Origin of the sequence: Pseudomonas sp. BNK-44-b (genome assembly GCF_047456245.1) — a bacterium.
GTDB classification, from domain to species: domain Bacteria; phylum Pseudomonadota; class Gammaproteobacteria; order Pseudomonadales; family Pseudomonadaceae; genus Aquipseudomonas; species Aquipseudomonas machongensis.
Genome location: NZ_CP179908.1, coordinates 3,697,200 through 3,717,292, shown reverse-complemented (window position 1 = coordinate 3,717,292; position 20,093 = coordinate 3,697,200). Strand labels below are relative to the sequence as shown.

The window sequence follows — 20,093 nt, the reverse complement described above, 5'->3', positions numbered from 1 at the left end:
TACCCGAATGGTAAAAGACTGTTGCATCTAAGACTAAGGTCGTCTGGTTGGCGTCCACCGGCAGCATAAAGTTAAGGCGGGTTCTCCCCTTACTGTGTTGCTGCTAGGACAAAAACAATGAACGACAGCATCTACCGATCGATACAAGAAAGTCCGCGCTTCAAGGAGCTGGTCACCAAACGCGAACGTTTCGCCTGGCTCCTGTCGGCGATCATGCTCGGCCTCTACTGCGCTTTCATCCTGCTCATCGCCTATGGCCCGCAGATTCTCGGCGCCAAACTCAGCCCCGGCTCTTCCATCACCTGGGGCATTCCTCTGGGCGTCGGCCTGATCCTCTCGGCATTCGTCCTCACCGCCATCTATGTGCGGCGTGCCAACGGCGAGTTCGATGAGCTGAACAAGGCGATCCTGAAGGAGGCGCAGCAATGATTCGTCACGCCAAAACCTTGGCCGTACTGGCCTGCGGTGCCTTCGCACCCGCCGTGTGGGCTGCCGATGCGATCAGCGGCGCGGTGCAGAAACAGCCGTTGAACATGTCGGCGATCATCATGTTCCTGGCCTTCGTCTGCTTCACCCTGGGGATCACCTACTGGGCCTCGAAACGCAACAAGTCGGCTTCGGACTACTACGCCGCAGGCGGGCGCATCACCGGCTTCCAGAACGGTCTGGCGATCGCCGGTGACTACATGTCGGCTGCTTCCTTCCTGGGTATTTCCGCGCTGGTGTTCACCTCCGGCTACGACGGCCTGATCTACTCGATCGGCTTCCTGGTCGGCTGGCCGATCATCCTCTTCCTGATCGCCGAGCGCCTGCGCAACCTGGGCAAGTACACCTTCGCCGACGTGGCTTCCTATCGCCTCGGGCAGAAAGAGATCCGCACCCTGTCGGCCTCGGGCTCGCTGGTGGTGGTGGCCTTCTACCTGATCGCGCAGATGGTCGGCGCGGGCAAGCTGATCGAGCTGCTGTTCGGCCTGGACTACCACGTCGCGGTGATCCTGGTCGGCATCCTGATGTGCCTGTACGTGCTGTTCGGTGGCATGCTGGCCACGACCTGGGTGCAGATCATCAAGGCCGTGCTGCTGCTCTCCGGTGCCAGCTTCATGGCGCTGATGGTGATGAAGCATGTGGGCTTCGACTTCAACACCCTGTTCTCCGAAGCGATCAAGGTGCATGCCAAGGGCGAGGCGATCATGAGCCCGGGCGGCCTGGTCAAGGATCCGATCTCGGCCTTCTCGCTGGGCCTGGCGCTGATGTTCGGCACCGCAGGCCTGCCGCACATCCTGATGCGCTTCTTCACCGTCAGCGATGCCAAGGAAGCGCGCAAGAGCGTGTTGTATGCCACCGGCTTCATCGGCTACTTCTACATCCTGACCTTCATCATCGGCTTCGGCGCGATCCTGCTGGTCAGCACCAACCCGGACTTCAAGGACGCCGCCGGCGCCCTGCTGGGCGGTAACAACATGGCGGCGGTGCACCTGGCCGACGCCGTGGGTGGCAGCATCTTCCTCGGCTTCATCTCGGCGGTGGCCTTCGCCACCATCCTGGCTGTAGTTGCCGGCCTGACCCTGGCAGGCGCTTCGGCGGTGTCCCACGACCTGTACGCCAGCGTATGGCGCAAGGGCAAGGCCAACGACAAGGACGAGATCCGCGTGTCGAAAATCACCACCGTCGCCCTGGGCGTCCTGGCGATCGGCCTGGGTATCCTGTTCGAGAAGCAGAACATCGCCTTCATGGTTGGCCTGGCCTTCTCCATCGCCGCAAGCTGCAACTTCCCGGTACTGCTGCTCTCGATGTACTGGAAGAAGCTGACCACCCGTGGCGCCATGATTGGCGGCTGGATGGGCCTGGTCAGCGCGGTTGGCCTGATGATTCTCGGCCCGACCATCTGGGTGCAGATCCTCGGTCATGAAAAAGCCATCTACCCGTACGAGTACCCGGCGCTGTTCTCCATGATCATCGCCTTCGCGGGTATCTGGTTCTTCTCGGTCACCGACAAGTCCAAGGCTGCCGATGACGAGCGTGCACTGTTCTACCCGCAGTTCGTTCGCTCGCAGACCGGCCTGGGCGCCAGTGGTGCGGTTTCCCACTGATCGTTGATGCCGAGTACGACGCCCCGCTTGCCGGGGCGTCGTCGTTTCTGACTGATGGCATTTCTCTATCCCTGGGAAATTTCCCAAGCTCGCTGGGAAGGGTCTGAGTTAATGCGTCGATTACTCCGCGAATAATGGGCCAGGTGACGCAGTCAAGCGTTATTCCGCCTCATCACTTCAAGGAGATTTCCTCATGAAACGTCTGTTCGTGGCCCTGCCCCTCGCACTGTTCACCGTCGCATCGGCATATGCCGTCGATCCTATCGAAAAGCAGGTCCAGGTCACTGCACAGGTGCCTACCGATGCCTTCTTCGTCGAGCCGGTGGGCGGCAACTGGATGAACGATCCGCAAGAACTGTCCTGGAACTCGTTCCGCAGCGAACTGCAGCCGATCCGCAAGCAGTTGCAGGTCAAGAGCACCGTTGGCGCGATCACCGCTTACCTGGTGTCGCCGGCGGCGGTCAGCGACGGCGTGAACAGCATCGGCCTGGATGTGTCGGTGGCCGGCACCACACTCAGCACCACCTCCACCGAAGTCATCACCGCGGCGCAGGCAGCGCCGGGTGCGGTGGTCGGTTTCGAGATCGCGGCTCAAGCCGCGCCAGCCGGCGGCTATGTGCCCGGCAGCTACCAGGGGCTGGTGAGCATGATGTTCGAAACCGCCACGCCCTGATTCGCTCACTCCCTGCTTTCCATTGCCCGTTGCTGCTCCTGTCTGATGCTTGTCAGGGCGGGGCGGGCATTGCCTGCCATGATGCCTATGCCAATCTTTCAACCTATCCCCGCCGCGCTCCGCCATTGCCTGCTCGTGGGCGCCTGCATCGCCCTGATGCCCCGGATCGGCCTTGCTGCCTCTGCAACCCTGGGGCGGGTCGAGGGTTTGCCGCGTGAATTCGAGGGGCATTTCTTCGATGTGCCGCTGGCGGTGCGGGTGGACCTGGACGGCCGCTACCTGGGCGATGCCATGGTGGTCCTGGGGCGTGACGAGCAGGTGCAACTGCTCGAGTTCACCGAAACCGACGAGAGCCGCGAGCCCGAAAGCCTGCGCCAGCGCTGGCAGGAGCGTCTGGCTCGACCGCGACCGCTCGGAGATTGTCTTCAGGATTGTCCCGACGGGCTTCAGGCCGTGCACTACAGCCTGGTCAACTCACAGTTATCGTTGCTCACCCTCCAGGCCGAAAGCGCCGGGCAGGTACCTCGTTTTCACCGGCCGCCAGAGCAAGGAAGCACGGGCCTGTTGCTGCGCAACCAGCTCAACCTGGTCGGTGATGGGCGCGGCGGCACTGGGCGCTTTGCACTGCAGGGCCAGGGCAGCATCGGCCACTGGACCGCCCTGGCCGATGGCCAACTCGACCGTGGCAGCGAGGCCGATGCCTCGACCCGTTATCACGTCGAGCAGCTGTATGCCGAACGCCTGGTCGAAGATCACTTCTATCGGCTCGGCTACTTCACCCCCAGTGCCCAGGGCCTGACGCGCCAGCCACGGCTGAACGGGGCCAGCCCCGACACTACACTGGGGCTGATGTTCGGCAGCAGCGACGGGTTGGCCCTGGACACCGGCATGCCCAGCACCACCCCAATCTACGTCACCCCCGACCGACCGGCGATCGTCGAGATCTACCGCAACGGTGTGCTGATCAACAGCCAGCCTGTGCAGCCTGGCTTGCAGACCCTGGACACCCGGGTGCTGCCCGGTGGCATCTACGAAGTCGAGGTGCGTCTGGTCGAGGATGGCCAAGTCACCTCGCGCGACCAGGCATTCATCTACAAACCCAGCAACTGGAGCAGCCGCGGCGGGCGTTGGCGCTACAACGTCTACCTGGGGCGCCAGAGCAGTGTGCTGAGCAACTGGTCACGTGAGCATGACGACAGCCTCAGTGGCGGCATCCTTGCCAACTACCTCCTGCATCCACGCGCAGTGGTGGGGGTTTCCGTGCAGCAGATCGATGAGCAGCAGCAGTTCGGCACTTCGTTGGACTGGGATGTGCACGAGCGCTTCAAGCTGTATGGCAACCTCTATCAGGCCCGGGGCTATGGCAACGGCTACGACCTGCAGGCCGTGGGCAATCTCGAGACCACCTCCCTGGTGGCCAGCCACAGCCGTTCCTGGCTCACCCCCCAGACGACCACCCAGCGTCCTCATGCGGCGCAGGCGACCCGGCAGACCTCGGTGTCGCTGAGTCAGCGCCTGGACCCGCGGCACACTGCCAACCTGCGGGTGTCGCACAGCAGCGGTGCCAGCGAGGGGGTGGGGCTGGATCTGGGGTGGTCGTATTACGGGCGGCTGTTCGGCTCCGATGCCAACTGGCGGCTGTCGGTGTTCGACCGCCCCGGCACGTTGGCCACGGGTGAGTCACGCAGCCGCGGGGTCAACCTGGCGCTGAGCATGAGCCTGGGAGGCGGCAAGGGGCGGCGGGTGTCGGCGACTGTCGGTACCCGCACCTCTCGTGATGGCGGGCGCGACATCAACACCTCGCTGACCTATCAGCAAGACCTCGAGCTCGGGCCGCTGCGCAGTGTAGGTGCAACGGTGAGTGCCGACCGCTATGGCGTGGGGCTTGGCGGCGATACCCAGTTCGAAAACGAGGTGATGCATGGCGATGCCTACGTCCAGCAATCTTCCTACAACGGTGAGTTCAGCGGTGGGGTTAACCTGGAGAGCCTGCTTGCGCTTGGGGGCGGCAAGGTCGCACTGAGCGGCCAGTACCTGCCGCATCAGGCGGGTCTGATTGTCGACGTCGACAGTGACCTGCCCGACCTGAAACTGCACGCCGAAGACCCCAATGGCAGCACCGCCGTCCTGCGCCCCGGTCGCAACGTGATCCCGGTTGCGGCCTACAAGCCCGGCAGCGTGCAGTTCGACTTCGAGGGGATCGACCCCACCGTGGCGTTGATCCAGCCCGCCAGCCTGGATTACCACCTGAACCGAGGCGGCATCGCCTATCGCCAGTTGCGAGTGATGCGCACGGTCACGGTGCTGGGACGTTTGTTCGACGACAAGGGCCAGCCCCTGCGGGGCGCGCAGGTGATCAATCACGCCAGCCGCAGCGTCACTGAAGTCGACGGTTTCTTCGCCGTTGAAATGAGCGAGTCGACCCCGACGCTCGAGGTCCGTCTCAAGGGAGCAGCGGTCTGCTTGCTGGCGCTTGACCCCTCGAGACTGGTGCGCGAGGGCGATGTGCTGTTGGCCGGTGACCAGCAGTGCAGGCCCGGTGAGCTGGCGGGCGAAGGGGGCCCTGCCACGGATGCTCGCAGTGGTTGAGAAGTGCATTGCTCCTGCTTTTTGTAGGAGTTTTCTCATCGCGTTTTGGGAAGTATCGCTCGCATCGGTGCATGGCCACGCGCCCCACGCCCCCCTAATATCACATTGATTGCATGGAGATTTATCGCATGGATATCCGCGGCCTGATGGCCCTGCTGCTGACGATGCCGCTGTAATTACACGCGGCCCCGGAACTGAACATCGGTGGTCTTTACGACTACCTTGAAGGTGATCGCAGCACCTTGCTCAAACGGGTACGCAATGGTGGCGACACCACGGCCTTCGTCAGGATCAGCGTGGTGGAGCTGGTGTATGACGCAGACGGCAGTGCTCGTGAGGTCGCGACCGATGGTCTGGCGCTGGAACAGCGAGGGCTGATCGCCAGTCCTGCCCGGCTGATCGTGCCCGCTGGTGGCATGCAGGCTGTGCGCCTTCTGTACCGAGGGCCACGAGATCAGGAGCGCTATTTCCGCCTGCGCTTCGTCCCGGTGCTGCCTGAGCGCGGCGATGGCTTTGCCGTCGATGAAAAAGAGGCACGCAGCTACCGTGAGCACTTGCAGGCTGGCGTCAACTTGCTGGCCGGTTACGGTTCGTTGTTGTTCGTGCGCCCGCAGCAGGCGCGTTTCGATACCCGGATTCGCCGTCAGGGTGGTCAGTTGGAAGTGACCAACGCTGGCAACGCCAGTGTAGTCCTGGACCGTTTTCGTCAGTGCCACGTGGCGGCGCAGACCTGTGATGCGGCCACCAAGCATCACTTGTTGCCGGGGCGTAGCCGACAATTCAGTGGTCATGTGGAAAAGGAACATCGCTTCGACCTGCATGAAGGGGCCGAACGCCGCGATGTCGTGGTGGAAGGATGAGCCGCCTCGCAGGACGTGGTCGCCTTGCGCATATCGGTCGCGCCTGGCTATGGCTCATGTTGCTGGCCGCACCGGTGGCCCCTGCCCTGGAGGTGACCTTGACTGCGAAATACCATGGCGGCGGATCGGGACGGTTCGAGAATACTACGCCGCCTGGCGGGCTTTGCCAGAGCTGGGGTTCGAGCTGCCGTGACCAGATGACCGTGACCCTGCCTATCACCTATACCAAGACCACGATCCGTACAGCTTCGGATGTGCGCGATACCTTCTTCGTCAAGGTTCCTGCTCGACGCGAGATCGAGGTGCGTTCTGATGACGGGCTCGATTCGCGGCGTATGGTGTTCGAGTGGACGGCGCTCAGCCAACGCGTGCTCGGCGCGAATATCAATCGACATACGCTTTACCAGGCAAGCGTGGAGGGCGGTTGCAGCAGTCTCGGCACTGTATCGCAATTTCGTCCCGCTCTTATCTCCTACCTCTGGCGCATCGGCAATCCGACCTCCCCGGGAGCCTGCACTGCCGATGGTGGTTACGCTGCAGCGGGCTTCAGCCAGAACCTCGACGTGCAGGAAACCAGCGTCGCCTTCCAGCTCGACCTGCCACCGCCTTACCGTTTGCGTTCTGGTATCTATCGAGGCTCCACCACCTACCGCATCGGTCCGGGCATGGACTTCGACTTCGGTAATGGAGTGTCAGGGCTTAGCGGCGATACCCTGACCGTCAATTTCGAATTGGATGTGCAGCATGCCTTCCTGTTCGAGTTTCCCCCAGGGTCCGAGCGCGCCGTGCTCGAACCACGAGGTGGCTGGCAGGCATGGTTGGGAGGCGGTCGGGTTCCACAGCGGCTTTACCGCGACTTGCCTTTCCGGGTGTGGTCGACCGGCCCGTTCAAGGTCTACAAGCTGTGTCAGCACGACAGTGGTACCGGGTGCGCGATTCGGGATGCCGCCAGCCATCAGGCCGACCTGGAAGTGGCGCTCAGTCTGCCTGGCGGGATCCAGCATGGGGGCGGCGCGGTGCAGCGACTGCCGCTGCCCACCGGGCGCGCCATGGCATTGCAGTTCGAGTCGGTTCAGCCGGTGGCGAATCGCCCCGGGCAGTTGCACTTCGCCATCGAATCCGATCAGGTACGCGGCATGCTGGCCAATGCCGGAAGTACCTACAGTGGCCTGGTTACCGTCGTTTTCGATGCCGAGTTGTAGTCCATGGACATGACGAGCGAGGAACGAGCATGAGCAGGGTACTGGTGGTCGACGACCATCCTTTCATCCGCTCGACCGTGTGCATGCTGTTGCGCCAGGAGCGGCTGGAGGTCGTCGGGCAGGCGGACAATGGTATCGATGCGCTGCGGTTGATGCGCCAGGACCCGGTGGATCTGGTGATCCTGGACATCACCATGCCTGGCCTGGATGGCCTGGAGGTGATCGCCCGGATGCGTAGCCTGGAGCACCCGGCCAAGTCGCTGATCCTTACCTCGCAACTGGCCGAGGCCTATTCGCTGCGTTGCATGCAGGCCGGCGCCGCCGGCTATGTGTCCAAGACCGATGATCTTGGTGAACTGAACAAGGCGGTGCGCGCCGTGCTTTCCGGTTACACCTACTTTCCGCAGGTGGCGCTCAGCTCGGTGCACCGGCAGGATCTCAAGGCCAGCGAGGCGCAGTGCATCGCCAGCCTCACCGATCGTGAATTGATGGTTCTGCAGCAGTTGGCGAGGGGCTTGAGCAACAAGGCAATCGGCGATGCGATGTTGCTGAGCAACAAGACCATCAGCACCTACAAGAGCCGTCTGCTGGAAAAGCTTCGGGTCCGTTCGCTCATCGATCTCGCGGATTTCGCTCGCCGCAACCTTTTGATCTAGAGCTGTCCAGTGCTGGGCCGAGCCCTGTCGATGGCGCTGCTGTTGTGCCTGATCGCCCCGCCGCAAGCAACTGCCACCCAGTTGCATTCAGCGGTTGTTCCGGAGGGGCCGGCCATCGAACCGACGCAAGACGCTCTGCGCTGGTTGTGGGAGCGAAGCCGGTTGCGCCTGGGTATCGTCGAACGACACGATCCCCCTTTCGACCTGCTGGGCACCGGCCAGACGTATGAGGGTATCACTGCCGACTATGCCAGCCTGGTGGCGGCACGGTTGCGCATGCAGGTCGAGGTGCAGGTCTTTGCCACGCAGGACGAGGCGTTTGCAGCGTTGCGTGATGCACGCATCGACCTGGTCGGCTCGGTGACCGCACGCCAGGCTCAGGATGCCGGCTTGCGCTTGTCGCATCCCTATGCCGAGGACCGGCCGATGCTGATGGCGGCCCGATCGGCCGGCGCACCGGGACCCGGGCATGAGCCCGGTATGCGCTTGGCCATGGTCGAAGGCTATCGTTCAATGGAACAGGTTCTGGCAGGTTACCCGCTGGCGCAGATCCAGTGGCATGCCTCGCCGTTCAGTGCCATGGCCGCGCTGGTACTGGGCCAGGCCGATGTGTATATCGGGGATGAGCACAAAGGACGCTACCTGCTGGGGCGCAGTCAGCTGTTCGGGGTCGAGGCGGTCGGTCGTGCCGACCTGGATTCACAGGCGATCGGTTTCGCCATGCTCGACTCGACCGGGCCGCTGGCGACCTTGGTCGATGAAGCCCTCGCCAGCATTGGCGAGCCCCAGCATGAGCAGATCCGCCGACGCTGGAGCCCGTTGGCGATGGCGGCCTACGATCCCGCGGCCTTGCAGTTGAGCACCTCCGAGCAGCGCTGGATCAGTGACAATCCTGTGGTCAAGGTGGTGCTGGACGAACAGTTGCTACCTCTGAGCTATCGCGATGCCAAGGCGGGGCTGCAGGGGCTGAGCCTGGACATCCTGCAATTGATCAGCCAGCGCACCGGGTTGCGTTTCGAGGTGCAAGCCTCAGGCACTATCGAGCAGATGATCGAGTGGGTGCGTCAGGGGCGTGCGCAGGTGATTGCCGGTTTGCCCTACAGCCCGCAGCGGGCCCGCGAGCTGAGTTTCAGTCGGGCTTACCTGAGCGCGGCACGGGTGCTGGTCACGCGTGAAGACGCCTCCGGCCCTGCGAGCCTGGTCGGGCTGGAGGGGCACCGACTGGGTGTGATCCTGGGCAGTGCCGTGCCGGACCTCCTGGCCCAGCGCTACCCGCGTATCCGCTTGCAGGCCTATGGCGGGGCTCTCGAGGCACTGCACGCGGTCGCACGCGGTCAGGTGAGCGCGGCGGTGCTGACCTACGACGATGCGCGGCCGATGATCGCCCGTTGGTATCCGGGGCGCGTGAAGATCGCGGCCAGCGTATCCTTGCCGCCTGCTCACTTTGCGCTGGCCACGGCGCGCGGCGAGCAGGCGTTGCAGGGCATCCTGAACAAGGCCCTGCTCAGCCTTGCCCCACAGGAAACCGATGCCCTGGTGCGCCGCTGGCGCAATCCACTGATCATGGGGGATGGGGTCTGGTCACGCTATCGTGGCAAGATCCTGGGGGGCTTCGCGGCGGCCTTGGGCCTGCTGTTGCTGGCGCTGGTGTGGATTCGTTACCTGCGCCGTCTGCAGCGAGAGGCGGCACGGGCGCGCCGCGAGGCGGAGGCGGCGAACCAGGCCAAGACTGGCTTTCTCACCACCATGAGCCATGAAATCCGCACTCCGCTGCACGCCCTGCTGGGCATGCTCGAACTGGCCCAGCGCAAGGCGGGCCAAGGTGTTCTCGACCGCATGGCCATCGAAGTGGCCACCGATGCCGCGCGCGGTCTGCTCGAGTTGATCGGTGACATTCTCGATGTCAGCCGGATCGAAGCCGGGCGTTTGCAACTGGCGCCGCAGCGGGTCGTGCTGGGTGAGCAGGTGGCCAGCGTGGTTCAGTTGTTCGAAGCGCAGGCGCGGGCCAAGGGCCTGGTGTTGGAACTGGACATGTGCGGTGCACAGGCGTGCGAGGTCATCCTCGATCCTCTGCGCTTCAAGCAGATCCTCTCCAACGTTCTGAGCAATGCGATCAAGTTCACCGGCGATGGCCATGTCCGGGTTGATTTGCAGGCGCGTGCGCAGGGGGCCAGGCTGTCGGTCGAGCTTGCCGTGGAGGACACCGGGATCGGCATTGCCGCCGATGAGCTGGCCGCCCTTGGCCAACTGTTTCGCCAGGCCAGCAACCAACGACAATCGCCACGGCACAGCGCCGGGCTGGGTCTGGCCATCAGCCGCAGCCTGTGCCAGATGATGGGCGGGTACCTGAGGCTGGACAGTGTGCTGGGGCAGGGAACACGGGTGTGCATTCACCTTGAGCTGCCTTTGCTGACCGCGCAGGAAGCCCGTGAGGAGCCCGCCGTGCCCACGCCCATGACGCACTTCGCCAGATTGCGGGTGCTGGTGGTCGATGACTATCCGGCCAACCGCCTGTTGCTGGCCCAACAGCTCGATTACCTCGGCCATCAGGCCCGCGTCGCCGAAGACGGCACGCAGGCCCTGCGCTTGTGGCTGAAGGAGCATTTCGATGTAGTGATCAGCGATTGCAACATGCCACGCCTCGGTGGGCACGCACTGGCGCGGGCAATCCGCGAACATGAGCGGCGCAGCGAGCGTCCGCGCTGTCGGGTGATCGGGCTCACGGCCAGCGCCCTGGCCGATGAGCGAAACCGCTGCCGGGCTGCGGGCATGGACAGTTGCCTGTTCAAACCGCTGGGGCTGCAAGACCTGGAGCGGGTACTGACGGCGTGTCGTCCACCCTCACAGGAGAACGCATGCGGGCAATCGATTCTGGACATGGGCCATCTGATGCGCCTGGTGGGCAAGGACCAAGCTGCGCTCAATGCCTTGCTGTCCGATCTGCGCAGCAGCAACCGTAGTGATCTCAAGTGCTTGCAGGCGTTCAGGAGCCAGCCGCAGGCACTTGCGCAACTGGCCCATCGGGTCAAGGGCGCTGCGCGCATCGTGCGGGCCAGTACTCTGGTGGAATTGTGCGAACGTCTCGAACGTACCTGCACCGAGCCGTCACCAGCACCGGAGCAATTGAGCGCAGACGTGCGCGCGTTGCGCGCGGCGATGCAGCAACTGGATCGCCAGCTCAAGCGCCATGCCGCCACTGGCGGCATGGCGATGGCGTCATATCATCCCGAGCAACAACAGCACCAGCAGCACCACCAGTACGGCACCGACGATGCCGGACGGGCCATAACCCCAGCTGCGCGAATGGGGGAAGACCGGTAAGCCACCGATCAGCAGCAGGATCAGGATGATGATGAGGATCGTGGTCATGGGCGAAATCCTTGCGTGGTTGGGGTCAAGGGCCTGGAACTGCTGGCCTCTTGTAAATTCGGACTGTTGCCGGACCTGAAAGATTCCATTTGTGTGTCTGCCCCTTGCAGGTCGACGAGCTCGGCACTGACTGAACGGTCATGGGCTTGCATTCACTATCCTGATGAATCCTGCCTGGCTGTCCGACGTTGATTAGACTCGGTTGCAATTCAGTCGGCACAAGGCCCGTCACCATGCAAAACCGCATCATGATCACAGGCGCAGGATCCGGCCTGGGCCGCGAGATCGCCCTGCGCTGGGCTCGGGAGGGTTGGCGCCTGGCGCTGGCAGATGTCAACGATGCTGGCCTGCGCGAAACCCTGGAGCAGGTACGTGCAGCAGGCGGCGATGGTTTCGTGCAGCGTTGCGACGTGCGTGACTACAGCCAGCTCACCGCCTTGGCCCAAGCCTGCGAAGAACAATTCGGCGGCATCGATGTGATCGTCAACAACGCGGGCGTCGCCTCGGGCGGGTTCTTCGCCGAGCTGTCGCTTGAAGACTGGGACTGGCAGATCGCAGTCAACCTGATGGGCGTGGTCAAGGGCTGCAAGGCGTTTTTGCCACTGCTCGAGCGCAGCAAGGGGCGCATCATCAACATCGCTTCGATGGCGGCGCTGATGCAAGGGCCGGGGATGAGCAACTACAACGTCGCCAAGGCCGGTGTGCTGGCGCTTTCGGAAAGCCTGCTGGTGGAGTTGCGCCAGCTCGAGGTGGGGGTGCATGTGGTGTGCCCCTCGTTCTTCCAGACCAACCTGCTCGACTCTTTCCGCGGGCCGAATCCGGCGATGAAGGCGCAAGTCGGCAAGCTGCTGGAAGGCTCGCCCATCACTGCCGCACAGATTGCCGACTACATCCACGCTCAGGTCGCGGCGGGCGAATTCCTGATTCTGCCACACGAGGCCGGGCGCGATGCCTGGCGTCTGAAGTGCCAAGCCCCGCAGGTGCTCTATGACGAGATGGCCAGTATGGCGGTAAAGATGCGGGCCAAGGCGCGGCCAGGGCAGTAGCTGTTCTGCAGGTGCCGTCTGTAGGTCTTTTTACCGATCTGGGTAGGTGCGGTCTATTTCACAGCTGAATGATTGAATAGGCCGAATGCCCATAGCAGGCTCGGATTTTCCCTGGGTCTGGAGGATCGGAGCATGTTGGTAATCGGACGTGATGTCGGCGAGGTCGTCACCATCGGCGAGAACATCCGCATCAAAGTGATGGCCGTCGAAGGGGGTGTGGTGCGCTTCGGGATCAGTGCACCGCGTGAAGTGGTGGTGCACCGCTCGGAGATTTACAAGCGTATCAAGGAGCAGGAGCTGGAGCGCAGCTCCTCGTCTTAATCCAGCAACTCCCGTGGCACATCATGCTTGGCCAGTAACTGGCACTGCTGGCTTTCCAGGTCGAAGAGGATGAATGCCTGGCCTTTGGCCAAGGCCTGGCGCACGCGCAGCACGCGGGTTTCCAGCGGGGTGTCGTCGCCGTTGTCGGTGCCGTCGCGGGTGACGAAGTCTTCGATCAGGCGGGTGAGGGTGTCGGCTTCGAGTTGGTCGTAGGGGATCAGCATGTTGGCTATCGGGTTGGGCAGGTTGGGCTGCATGCTACTTGAAAGTGGGGCAGGGACGTTAATCGTCGGCGACGTCTGAGCGGGTTGAACCGCGTAGACGCCGCCGCCAGGTTCAGCTCTTGTTGCCCACCAGGCTATCGACCGCTGGCACCCGGGTATCGCTCTCCATTTGCGCATCATGCTCCAGTTGATGACTGAAGCGCTCCAGAGAAGCATTGGCCGGTTGCGAGTCGCTGGCGAACACGGGCGGGCTGAGCAGGTACGCCGACAACAGGCGGCTCAGTGCAGCCAGGCTGTCGATGTGGGTGCGCTCGTAACCGTGAGTGGCGTCGCAACCGAACGCCACCAGCGCAGTGCGGATATCGTGCCCGGCCGTGACCGCCGAGTGGGCGTCGCTGAAGTAGTAGCGGAACAGGTCGCGGCGTACCGGCAACTCCTGGTCGCTTGCGAGCTTGAGCAGATGACGGGACAGATGGTAGTCGTACGGGCCTGACGAGTCCTGCATCGCCACGCTTACCGCATGCTCGCTGGACGCCTGTCCCGGCGCCACCGGGGCGATGTCGATGCCGACGAACTCGCTGACATCCCAAGGCAGCGCGCCTGCGGCCCCCGAGCCGGTTTCCTCAGTGATGGTGAACAGCGGATGGCAGTCGATCAGCGGTTGGCGGCCACTTTCCACCACGGCCTTGAGGGCTGCGAGCAATGCCGCCACGCCGGCTTTGTCGTCCAGGTGACGGGCGCTGATATGGCCGCTGTCGGTGAATTCCGGTAGCGGGTCGAAGGCGACGAAGTCGCCGATGCCGATGCCCAGCGCCTCGCAATCGGCGCGGGTAGCGCAGTAGGCGTCCAGGCGCACCTCAACGTGTTCCCAGCTGATCGGCATCTGGTCGATGGCGGTGTTGAACGCGTGCCCGCTGGCCATCAACGGCAGCACGCTGCCGCGAAACACGCCGGTGTCGGTGAACACGCTGACCCGGCTGCCTTCGGCGAAGCGGCTGGACCAGTGACCTACTGCCGACAGTGCCAGGCGGCCGTTGTCCTGCAACTGCCGCACGCTGGCGCCGATGGTGTCCAGGTGTGCCGAGACGGCGCGATCGGGCGAACTCTGACGGCCCTTGAGCGTGGCGCGGATGGTGCCACGGCGGGTCAGCTCGAAGGGGATGCCCAGTTCGTCCAGGCGCTCGGCTACGTAGCGCACGATGGTATCGGTGAAGCCGGTGGGACTGGGGATGGCGAGCATCTCCAGGAGGACGCGCTTGAGGTAGTCCAGGTCGGGTTCGGGGAGTCGTTCGGACATGGGTACTCCTTGGGGTCTTTGCGGGCTTTTTCGCGGGCAAGCCCGTTCGAACAAGGGCTTGTCCGCGAAAAGGCCAGCAGCGATTCAGGCCAGGGGCTGGCTATGCGGGAACAGCAGATCCACGAACCGCTCCGCAGTCGGCTGCGGTTCATGGTTGGCCAGCCCGGCCCGCTCGTTGGCTTCGATGATCACGTAGTCCGGCTGCTGCGCATCGCGCACCATCAGGTCCAGCCCGACCACCGGAATTTCCAGTGCCCGTGCAGCCCTCACCGCCGCATCGGCGAGCACCGGGTGCAACTGTTCGGTGACATCTTCCAGGGTGCCGCCAGTGTGCAGGTTCGCCGTGCGCCGCACCGCCAGGCGCTGGCCTGCCGGCAATACGTCTTCAAAACCCAGCCCGGAGGCGCGCAGGGTGCGCTCGGTTTCCTCATCCATCGGGATGCGGCTTTCACCCCCAGTTGCGGCCTGGCGACGGCGGCTCTGGGCCTCGATCAGCGCCTTTATGGTGTGCTTGCCGTCGCCGATCACCTCGGCCGGATGGCGAATGGCGGCGGCCACCACCTCGAAGCCGATCACCAGGATGCGCAGGTCGAAACCGGCGTGGAAGCTCTCCAGCAGCACGCGGCTGTCGAAACGCCGGGCGTGCTCCACAGCCTGGCTGATCTCGTCGTATTCGGTGAGGTTGACCGCGACGCCCTGGCCCTGCTCGCCATCCACCGGCTTGACCACCACGGCGCCATGCTCTTCGAGAAAAGCCAGGTTGTCGTCGGCGTTGCCGGCCAATTGCTGGGCAGGCACCTGCAGGCCGGCATCGTGCAGCACCTTGCGGGTCAGGCGCTTGTCCTGGCACAGGGTCATGGTCACGGCGCTGGTCAAGTCACTCAGTGATTCGCGACAGCGAATCCTGCGACCGCCCAGGCTCAGGGTGAACAGCCCGGTGCTGGCGTCGTCTACCTGGACTTCGATACCACGGCGCAGGGCTTCGTTGACGATGATCCGCGCGTAGGGATTGAGCCCGGCTTCAGGGCCAGGGCCGAGGAACAGTTCCTGGTTGATGCCATTCCTGCGCTTGACGGCGAAGGTGGGCAGGTTACGAAAGCCCAGCTTCTGGTAAAGCCGCTTGGCCTGGCGGTTGTCGTGCATCACCGACAGGTCGAGGTAGGCCAGGCCGCGGCTCATGAAGTGCTCGACCAGATGGCGCACCAGCACTTCGCCGACACCCGGACGGCTGCACTGCGGGGAGACGGCCAGGCACCACAGGCTGCTGCCGTGCTCGGGGTCGTCGAAAGCCTTGCTGTGGTTCAGGCCCATGACGCTGCCGATCACGGCGCCGGTGTCCTCGTCCTCGGCAATCCAGTACACCGGGCCACCCAGGTGGCGCGGGGTGAGTAGCTCGGGATTGACCGGCATCATGCCGCGCGCCTGATACAGCGTGTTGATCGCCTGCCAGTCGCCTTCGGCCTGGGCGCGGCGGATGCGAAACCCGCGGAATACGCGCTGGGCCGGGCGATAGTCGGTGAACCACAGGCGCAGGGTGTCGGAGGGGTCGAGAAACAACTGTTGCGGCGCCTGGGCCAGCAACTGCTGGGGGGCCGCCACGTACAGGGCGATGTCACGTTCGCCGGGCTGTTCGTCGAGCATGGCTTCGGCAAGTTGTGCAGGGTCAGGGTAGGTGTGGCCGATCAGCAACCGTCCCCAGCCGCAGTGCACGGCACGCGGCTGGTCGTGGGGGTCGCTGCCGTCACCGGCCAGGCGTGCCTGCAGGCGTTCGTAGGAGGGCGCCTGGCCGCGCAACAGGCGCTGGCCATAGGCACTATGGGCTTTCATCGGTCAGATTCCTTGTTCGCTGAGCCACAGGTTCAGGGCCGCCAGTTGCCACAGCTTGGAGCCGCGCAGTGGGGTGAGCTGGCCGTGGGGGTTGCTCAGCAGGCGATCGAGCATGGCCGGGTTGAACAGGCCACGGTCCTGGCTCGGGTCGGTCAGCAGTTCGCGTACCCAGCCAAGGGTCGCGCCCTCCAGGTGCTTGAGGCCGGGTACGGGGAAGTAGCCCTTCTTGCGGTCGATGACTTCATGGGGAATGACCCGTCGCGCCGCCTGCTTGAGCACCTGCTTGCCGCCGTCGGGCAGCTTGAAGCGGGCCGGGATACGGGCAGAAAGTTCGACCAGGCGATAGTCGAGGAACGGCGTACGTGCCTCCAGCCCCCAGGCCATGGTCATGTTGTCGACACGCTTGACCGGGTCGTCGACCAGCATCACCGTGCTGTCCAGGCGCAGGGCCTTGTCCACCGCATGGGTTGCACCGGGACGGGCGAAGTGCTCGCGGACGAAATCGCCAGCGGCATCGTTGTCCAGCAACCAGGGGGCCTGCACGGTGTCGCGGTATTCGTCGTGGCTACGGTCGAAGAACGCCTCGCGATAGGCAGCGAAGGCATCCTCGGCACCATTCACCTGCGGGTACCAGTGATAGCCGGCGAACAACTCGTCGGCGCCCTGGCCGCTCTGCACGCCCTTGCAGTGCTTGGCGACTTCACGCGAAAGCAGGTAGAAGGCGATGCAGTCATGGCTGACCATCGGCTCGCTCATGGCGCGGAAGGCGGCCGGCAACTGATCGATGATCTCGTGTTCCGCGATGCGCAGCTGGTGGTGGCGGGTGCCGTAGTGCTTGGCGATCAGGTCCGAGTACTGGAACTCGTCGCCACGTTCGCCGCCGGCATCCTCGAAACCGATGGAGAAGGTCGACAGGTCGTCCACGCCGACCTCGCGCAGCAAGCCGACCAGCAGGCTGGAGTCGACACCGCCTGACAGCAGCACGCCGACATCCACAGCCGCGCGCTGGCGGATCGCCACGGCATCGCGAGTGGCATCGAGCACGCGGGTGGTCCAGCCTTCGAGGTCGAGGTCCTGTTCGTCCGGGGTTGGGCCGTAATGCAGTTGCCACCAGGTCTGGCGCTCGACTTCGCCGTGGCGGTCGATGCGCATCCAGGTCCCGGGCTCGAGCTTCTGCACGTTGGCCAGCATCGTGCGCGGTGCTGGCACCACGGCGTGGAAGTTGAGGTAGTGATTGAGCGCCACCGGGTCGATCATCGGATCGATGTCGCCGCCTTTGAGCAGCGCCGGCAGGGTCGAGGCGAAGCGCAGGCGCTCGCCGTTGCGCGACAGGTACAGCGGCTTGACGCCGAGGCGGTCGCGGGCCAGGAACAGGCGCTGGTTGTCGCGCTCCCAGATGGCCAGGGCGAACATGCCGTTGAGCTTGGGCAGCAGCGCGGCGCCCCAGGCGTGGTAGCCCTTGAGCAGCACTTCGGTGTCGCCGTCTGACCAGAAGTTATAGCCCAGGTCCTGCAGTTCCTGGCGCAGCTCCGGGAAGTTGTAGATGGCGCCGTTGAACGCCAGGGACAGGCCGAGGGTGTTGTCGACCATCGGCTGCGCCGAGCCGTCGGACAGGTCCATGATCTTCAGACGCCGATGGCCGAGGGCGATCGGCCCCTGGCTGTGGAAGCCCCAGGCATCAGGGCCACGTGGCGCCAGATGATGGGTGATGCGCTCCACCGCGGCGAGATCCGCCGGGCGGGGGGCTTGGTCGATGGGGGTGAAACGCAACTCTCCTGCTAATCCGCACATAAGTCCTTACCGGTTTTGCCGTTGGGGAAAGAGTGCCCCCACATGGGGCACCTTAAGGAACTGACCCAGGGGATTTGCGGGAGTTTTAGATCAATCTGTTATATGGGATGGGTGGGTGCTGTTTCATTTGCCGCGAATCAGCTTGCGCAGCGTGAAGCGGTTTGGATGACAGGCCTCGGCCACGGCCCGAGGTACCGGCAGTGGTTCGCCACTGGCCCAGGCGGCAATCAGCTCGCCGCTCAAAGGCGCGGTAATCAGGCCGCGTGAGCCGTGGCCGCTGTTGACGTACAAGCCTTCCAGCCAGGGGCAGGCGATCGCCGGAACCTGTCGGGCATCCTTGGCCAGCATTGAATAGGTCGTGCTGAACGCAGCAGGATCGGCCAGCGGCCCGACAATCGGCAGGTAATCCGGGCTGGTGCAGCGAAACGCTGCGCGCCCCTGCAACTGTTCCGGATCCAGTGCGGCCGTGTCGAGCCGCTGCGCCAGGTCGGCAGAAATCGCTTCCAGCAGACCAAGATTGCTTGCGTGCTCGCCGGCAGTGGGAGCGAGGTCGAGGCTATGGAAGTCGAAACTGGCGCCGAGGGTGTGCTCGCCATCGCGCGCCGGGGCGACGTAGCCGTCGGCGCAGACCACGGTGCCCAGCGCCTGGCTGCGCTCGGTCAGCGGCAGGCGGGTGATCTGTCCGCGGATACGCTTGAGCGGCAGCTCGGCGCATGCCTCGAAGTTGCGTATCTCAGCGGCACCGGCCAGCACCACCAGCGGCGCACTGGCCAGCAACCGTTCGCCGTCCCAGGCTTGCCACAGACCGCCGACGCGGCGCAGTTCGATCACCTGGTGATGGTTGAGCAGGCGAATGCGCGGGTGTTGCAGTTGCGCGTGGCACAGTGCGGGCGGGTGCACCCAGCCGCCCTCGGGGTAGAACAGCCCACCGCTGGCCAGGGCGACCCCGGCGATCGCCTCGGCCTGCTCGCGATCCAGGCACTGCAGCAGGCTGCTGTCGAAGGCGCCGGCAAGTTTGGCCTGGCGTTCGGTTTCCTTGGTGTCGAAGGCCAGTTGCAGCACGCCGCAGTCGTCCCAGTCGCGGCCACGCTGCAGGCGTTCGAGCCAACGGCGGGTGTAGCCGAACCCGGCGAGGATCATCTGCGACAAGGCGGTGCCGTGTGCCGACAGCTTCAGGTACAGCACGCCCTGGGGGTTGCCGGAGGCCTCTCGGGCCGGGGCGTCGTGGCGTTCCAGCACTTCGACCTGCCAACCGCGTGCAGCCAGGCTGGCGGCGCTGGCGCAACCGGCCAGCCCGGCGCCGATGACCAGCGCGCGACGGGGGCCGTCCACGGGTGCAGGGCGTGCATACCAGGGGGCTGGTTGTGGCGGCGTCGGCAGGTCTTCAGGCCAGCCGACGAACTCTCCCCCCATCACTTCCCACTTCTTGCCCAGCCCCGGCACTTTCTTGATGGCAAAACCGGCGGCTGCCAGGCCGCGGCGCACCCAACCTGTGGTGGTGAAGGTCCCCAGCGTGGTGCCGGGGCGTGACAGCCGTGCCAGTTGCGCGAACAGTTCCGGGGTCCACATGTCCGGGTTCTTCGCCGGGGCGAAACCATCCAGAAACCAGGCGTCGATGGGCGCGTCGAGCTGGGGCAACTGTTCCAGCACGTCACCGACCAGCAGGGTGAGGGTGACCCGGCCCTGCTCGAAGCTGAACTGCTGGAAGCCTGGGTGCACGGCCACATACTGCGCCAGCAAGGGGTCGCTGAAGGGCGAAAGCTCCGGCCACAGCGCTGCCGCGCGGGCCAGGTCGGCGCGACTCAGCGGGTACTTCTCGACACTGACGAAATGCAGCCGCGCCTCGGGGTGGGCTTTTTCTGCGAACAGTTGCCAGGCACAGAAGAAGTTCATGCCGGTACCAAAACCGGTCTCGCCGATCACCAGGCAGGCGTGCGGCGCAAGCTCGGCGAAGCGCCGGGCCAGGTGGTTGCGCTCGAGGAAGACGTATACCGTTTCGTGCACGCCCTCGTTCTTCGAGAAATAGACGTCGTCGTATTGCCGCGAGTGGGGGCGGCCCTGGTCGTCCCAGTCGATCTGGGCGTGCTGGGGGAGTGGGGTATCAGGCATGGTCGGTTCGGCTGGCAGTGAAGCGAAGATTTTATGCCA

The 20,093-nt window shown here is 64.3% G+C and carries 15 protein-coding genes and 1 pseudogene; 10 read left to right on the top strand and 6 right to left on the bottom strand.

Annotated features, from left to right (window positions below; all coding sequences use genetic code 11):
• Positions 1–117: 117 nt before the first annotated feature.
• From ACMGGG_RS17035 to ACMGGG_RS17000, 8 genes and pseudogenes are all read left to right on the top strand, one after another.
• Positions 118–429 (top strand): DUF485 domain-containing protein, encoded by a 312-nt coding sequence (locus ACMGGG_RS17035; protein ID WP_063545796.1) that lies wholly within the window; start codon positions 118–120, stop codon positions 427–429.
• The gene (locus ACMGGG_RS17030; protein WP_063545795.1) at positions 426–2,090 is read left to right on the top strand and encodes a cation acetate symporter; all 1,665 of its coding nucleotides are present in this window, start codon (positions 426–428) and stop codon (positions 2,088–2,090) included. Before ACMGGG_RS17035 ends, ACMGGG_RS17030 begins: the two co-directional genes overlap by 4 nt.
• Before the next feature lie 193 nt (positions 2,091–2,283).
• Positions 2,284–2,763: a CS1 type fimbrial major subunit gene (locus ACMGGG_RS17025; RefSeq protein ID WP_054893850.1), complete on the top strand. Its 480-nt coding sequence runs from the start codon at positions 2,284–2,286 to the stop codon at positions 2,761–2,763.
• An 87-nt stretch (positions 2,764–2,850) separates the two neighbouring features.
• Positions 2,851–5,352 carry a TcfC E-set like domain-containing protein gene (locus ACMGGG_RS17020; RefSeq protein WP_414154105.1) on the top strand — a complete coding sequence of 834 codons (2,502 nt, stop codon included), beginning with the start codon at positions 2,851–2,853 and terminating at the stop codon, positions 5,350–5,352.
• Positions 5,353–5,594: 242 nt separating this feature from the next.
• Positions 5,595–6,212: a molecular chaperone gene (locus ACMGGG_RS17015; RefSeq protein ID WP_414154104.1), complete on the top strand. Its 618-nt coding sequence runs from the start codon at positions 5,595–5,597 to the stop codon at positions 6,210–6,212.
• Positions 6,209–7,414: a hypothetical protein gene (locus ACMGGG_RS17010; protein WP_414154103.1), complete on the top strand. Its 1,206-nt coding sequence runs from the start codon at positions 6,209–6,211 to the stop codon at positions 7,412–7,414. Before ACMGGG_RS17015 ends, ACMGGG_RS17010 begins: the two co-directional genes overlap by 4 nt.
• 29 nt (positions 7,415–7,443) lie before the next feature.
• On the top strand, positions 7,444–8,070 hold the full coding sequence (locus ACMGGG_RS17005; RefSeq protein WP_112898936.1) for a response regulator transcription factor: 627 nt from the start codon (positions 7,444–7,446) through the stop codon (positions 8,068–8,070).
• A gap of 30 nt (positions 8,071–8,100) precedes the next feature.
• Positions 8,101–11,184, top strand: a pseudogene (locus tag ACMGGG_RS17000) (transporter substrate-binding domain-containing protein); the annotation flags it as partial.
• Positions 11,185–11,286: 102 nt separating this feature from the next.
• Here the strand turns inward: ACMGGG_RS17000 and ACMGGG_RS16995 are convergent.
• Positions 11,287–11,439 carry a DUF3309 family protein gene (locus ACMGGG_RS16995; protein WP_065862157.1) on the bottom strand — a complete coding sequence of 51 codons (153 nt, stop codon included), beginning with the start codon at positions 11,437–11,439 and terminating at the stop codon, positions 11,287–11,289.
• A gap of 233 nt (positions 11,440–11,672) precedes the next feature.
• Between ACMGGG_RS16995 and ACMGGG_RS16990 the strand changes: the two genes are divergently transcribed.
• Positions 11,673–12,485, top strand: a complete 813-nt coding sequence (locus tag ACMGGG_RS16990; protein ID WP_063545791.1) for an SDR family oxidoreductase — start codon at positions 11,673–11,675, stop codon at positions 12,483–12,485.
• A gap of 132 nt (positions 12,486–12,617) precedes the next feature.
• Entirely contained in the window at positions 12,618–12,806 is a 189-nt protein-coding gene (csrA, locus tag ACMGGG_RS16985; RefSeq protein ID WP_063545790.1) for a carbon storage regulator CsrA, read from the top strand.
• On the opposite strand, the gene ACMGGG_RS16980 is transcribed toward csrA, so the two are convergent.
• From ACMGGG_RS16980 to mnmC, 5 genes are all read right to left on the bottom strand, one after another.
• Positions 12,803–13,030, bottom strand: coding sequence for a YheU family protein (locus ACMGGG_RS16980; protein ID WP_054893888.1), 228 nt, complete (start codon positions 13,028–13,030; stop codon positions 12,803–12,805). The genes csrA and ACMGGG_RS16980 overlap by 4 nt on opposite strands.
• Positions 13,031–13,142: 112 nt before the next feature.
• On the bottom strand, positions 13,143–14,327 hold the full coding sequence (locus ACMGGG_RS16975; RefSeq protein ID WP_063545789.1) for an osmoprotectant NAGGN system M42 family peptidase: 1,185 nt from the start codon (positions 14,325–14,327) through the stop codon (positions 13,143–13,145).
• A gap of 84 nt (positions 14,328–14,411) precedes the next feature.
• Positions 14,412–16,154: an N-acetylglutaminylglutamine synthetase gene (gene ngg, locus ACMGGG_RS16970; RefSeq protein WP_414154102.1), complete on the bottom strand. Its 1,743-nt coding sequence runs from the start codon at positions 16,152–16,154 to the stop codon at positions 14,412–14,414.
• A gap of 3 nt (positions 16,155–16,157) precedes the next feature.
• Positions 16,158–17,945, bottom strand: a complete 1,788-nt coding sequence (locus ACMGGG_RS16965; protein WP_054893860.1) for an N-acetylglutaminylglutamine amidotransferase — start codon at positions 17,943–17,945, stop codon at positions 16,158–16,160.
• Positions 17,946–18,068: 123 nt separating this feature from the next.
• Positions 18,069–20,054, bottom strand: coding sequence for a bifunctional tRNA (5-methylaminomethyl-2-thiouridine)(34)-methyltransferase MnmD/FAD-dependent 5-carboxymethylaminomethyl-2-thiouridine(34) oxidoreductase MnmC (gene mnmC / locus ACMGGG_RS16960; RefSeq protein ID WP_414154101.1), 1,986 nt, complete (start codon positions 20,052–20,054; stop codon positions 18,069–18,071).
• Between the last annotated feature and the right edge of the window lie 39 nt (positions 20,055–20,093).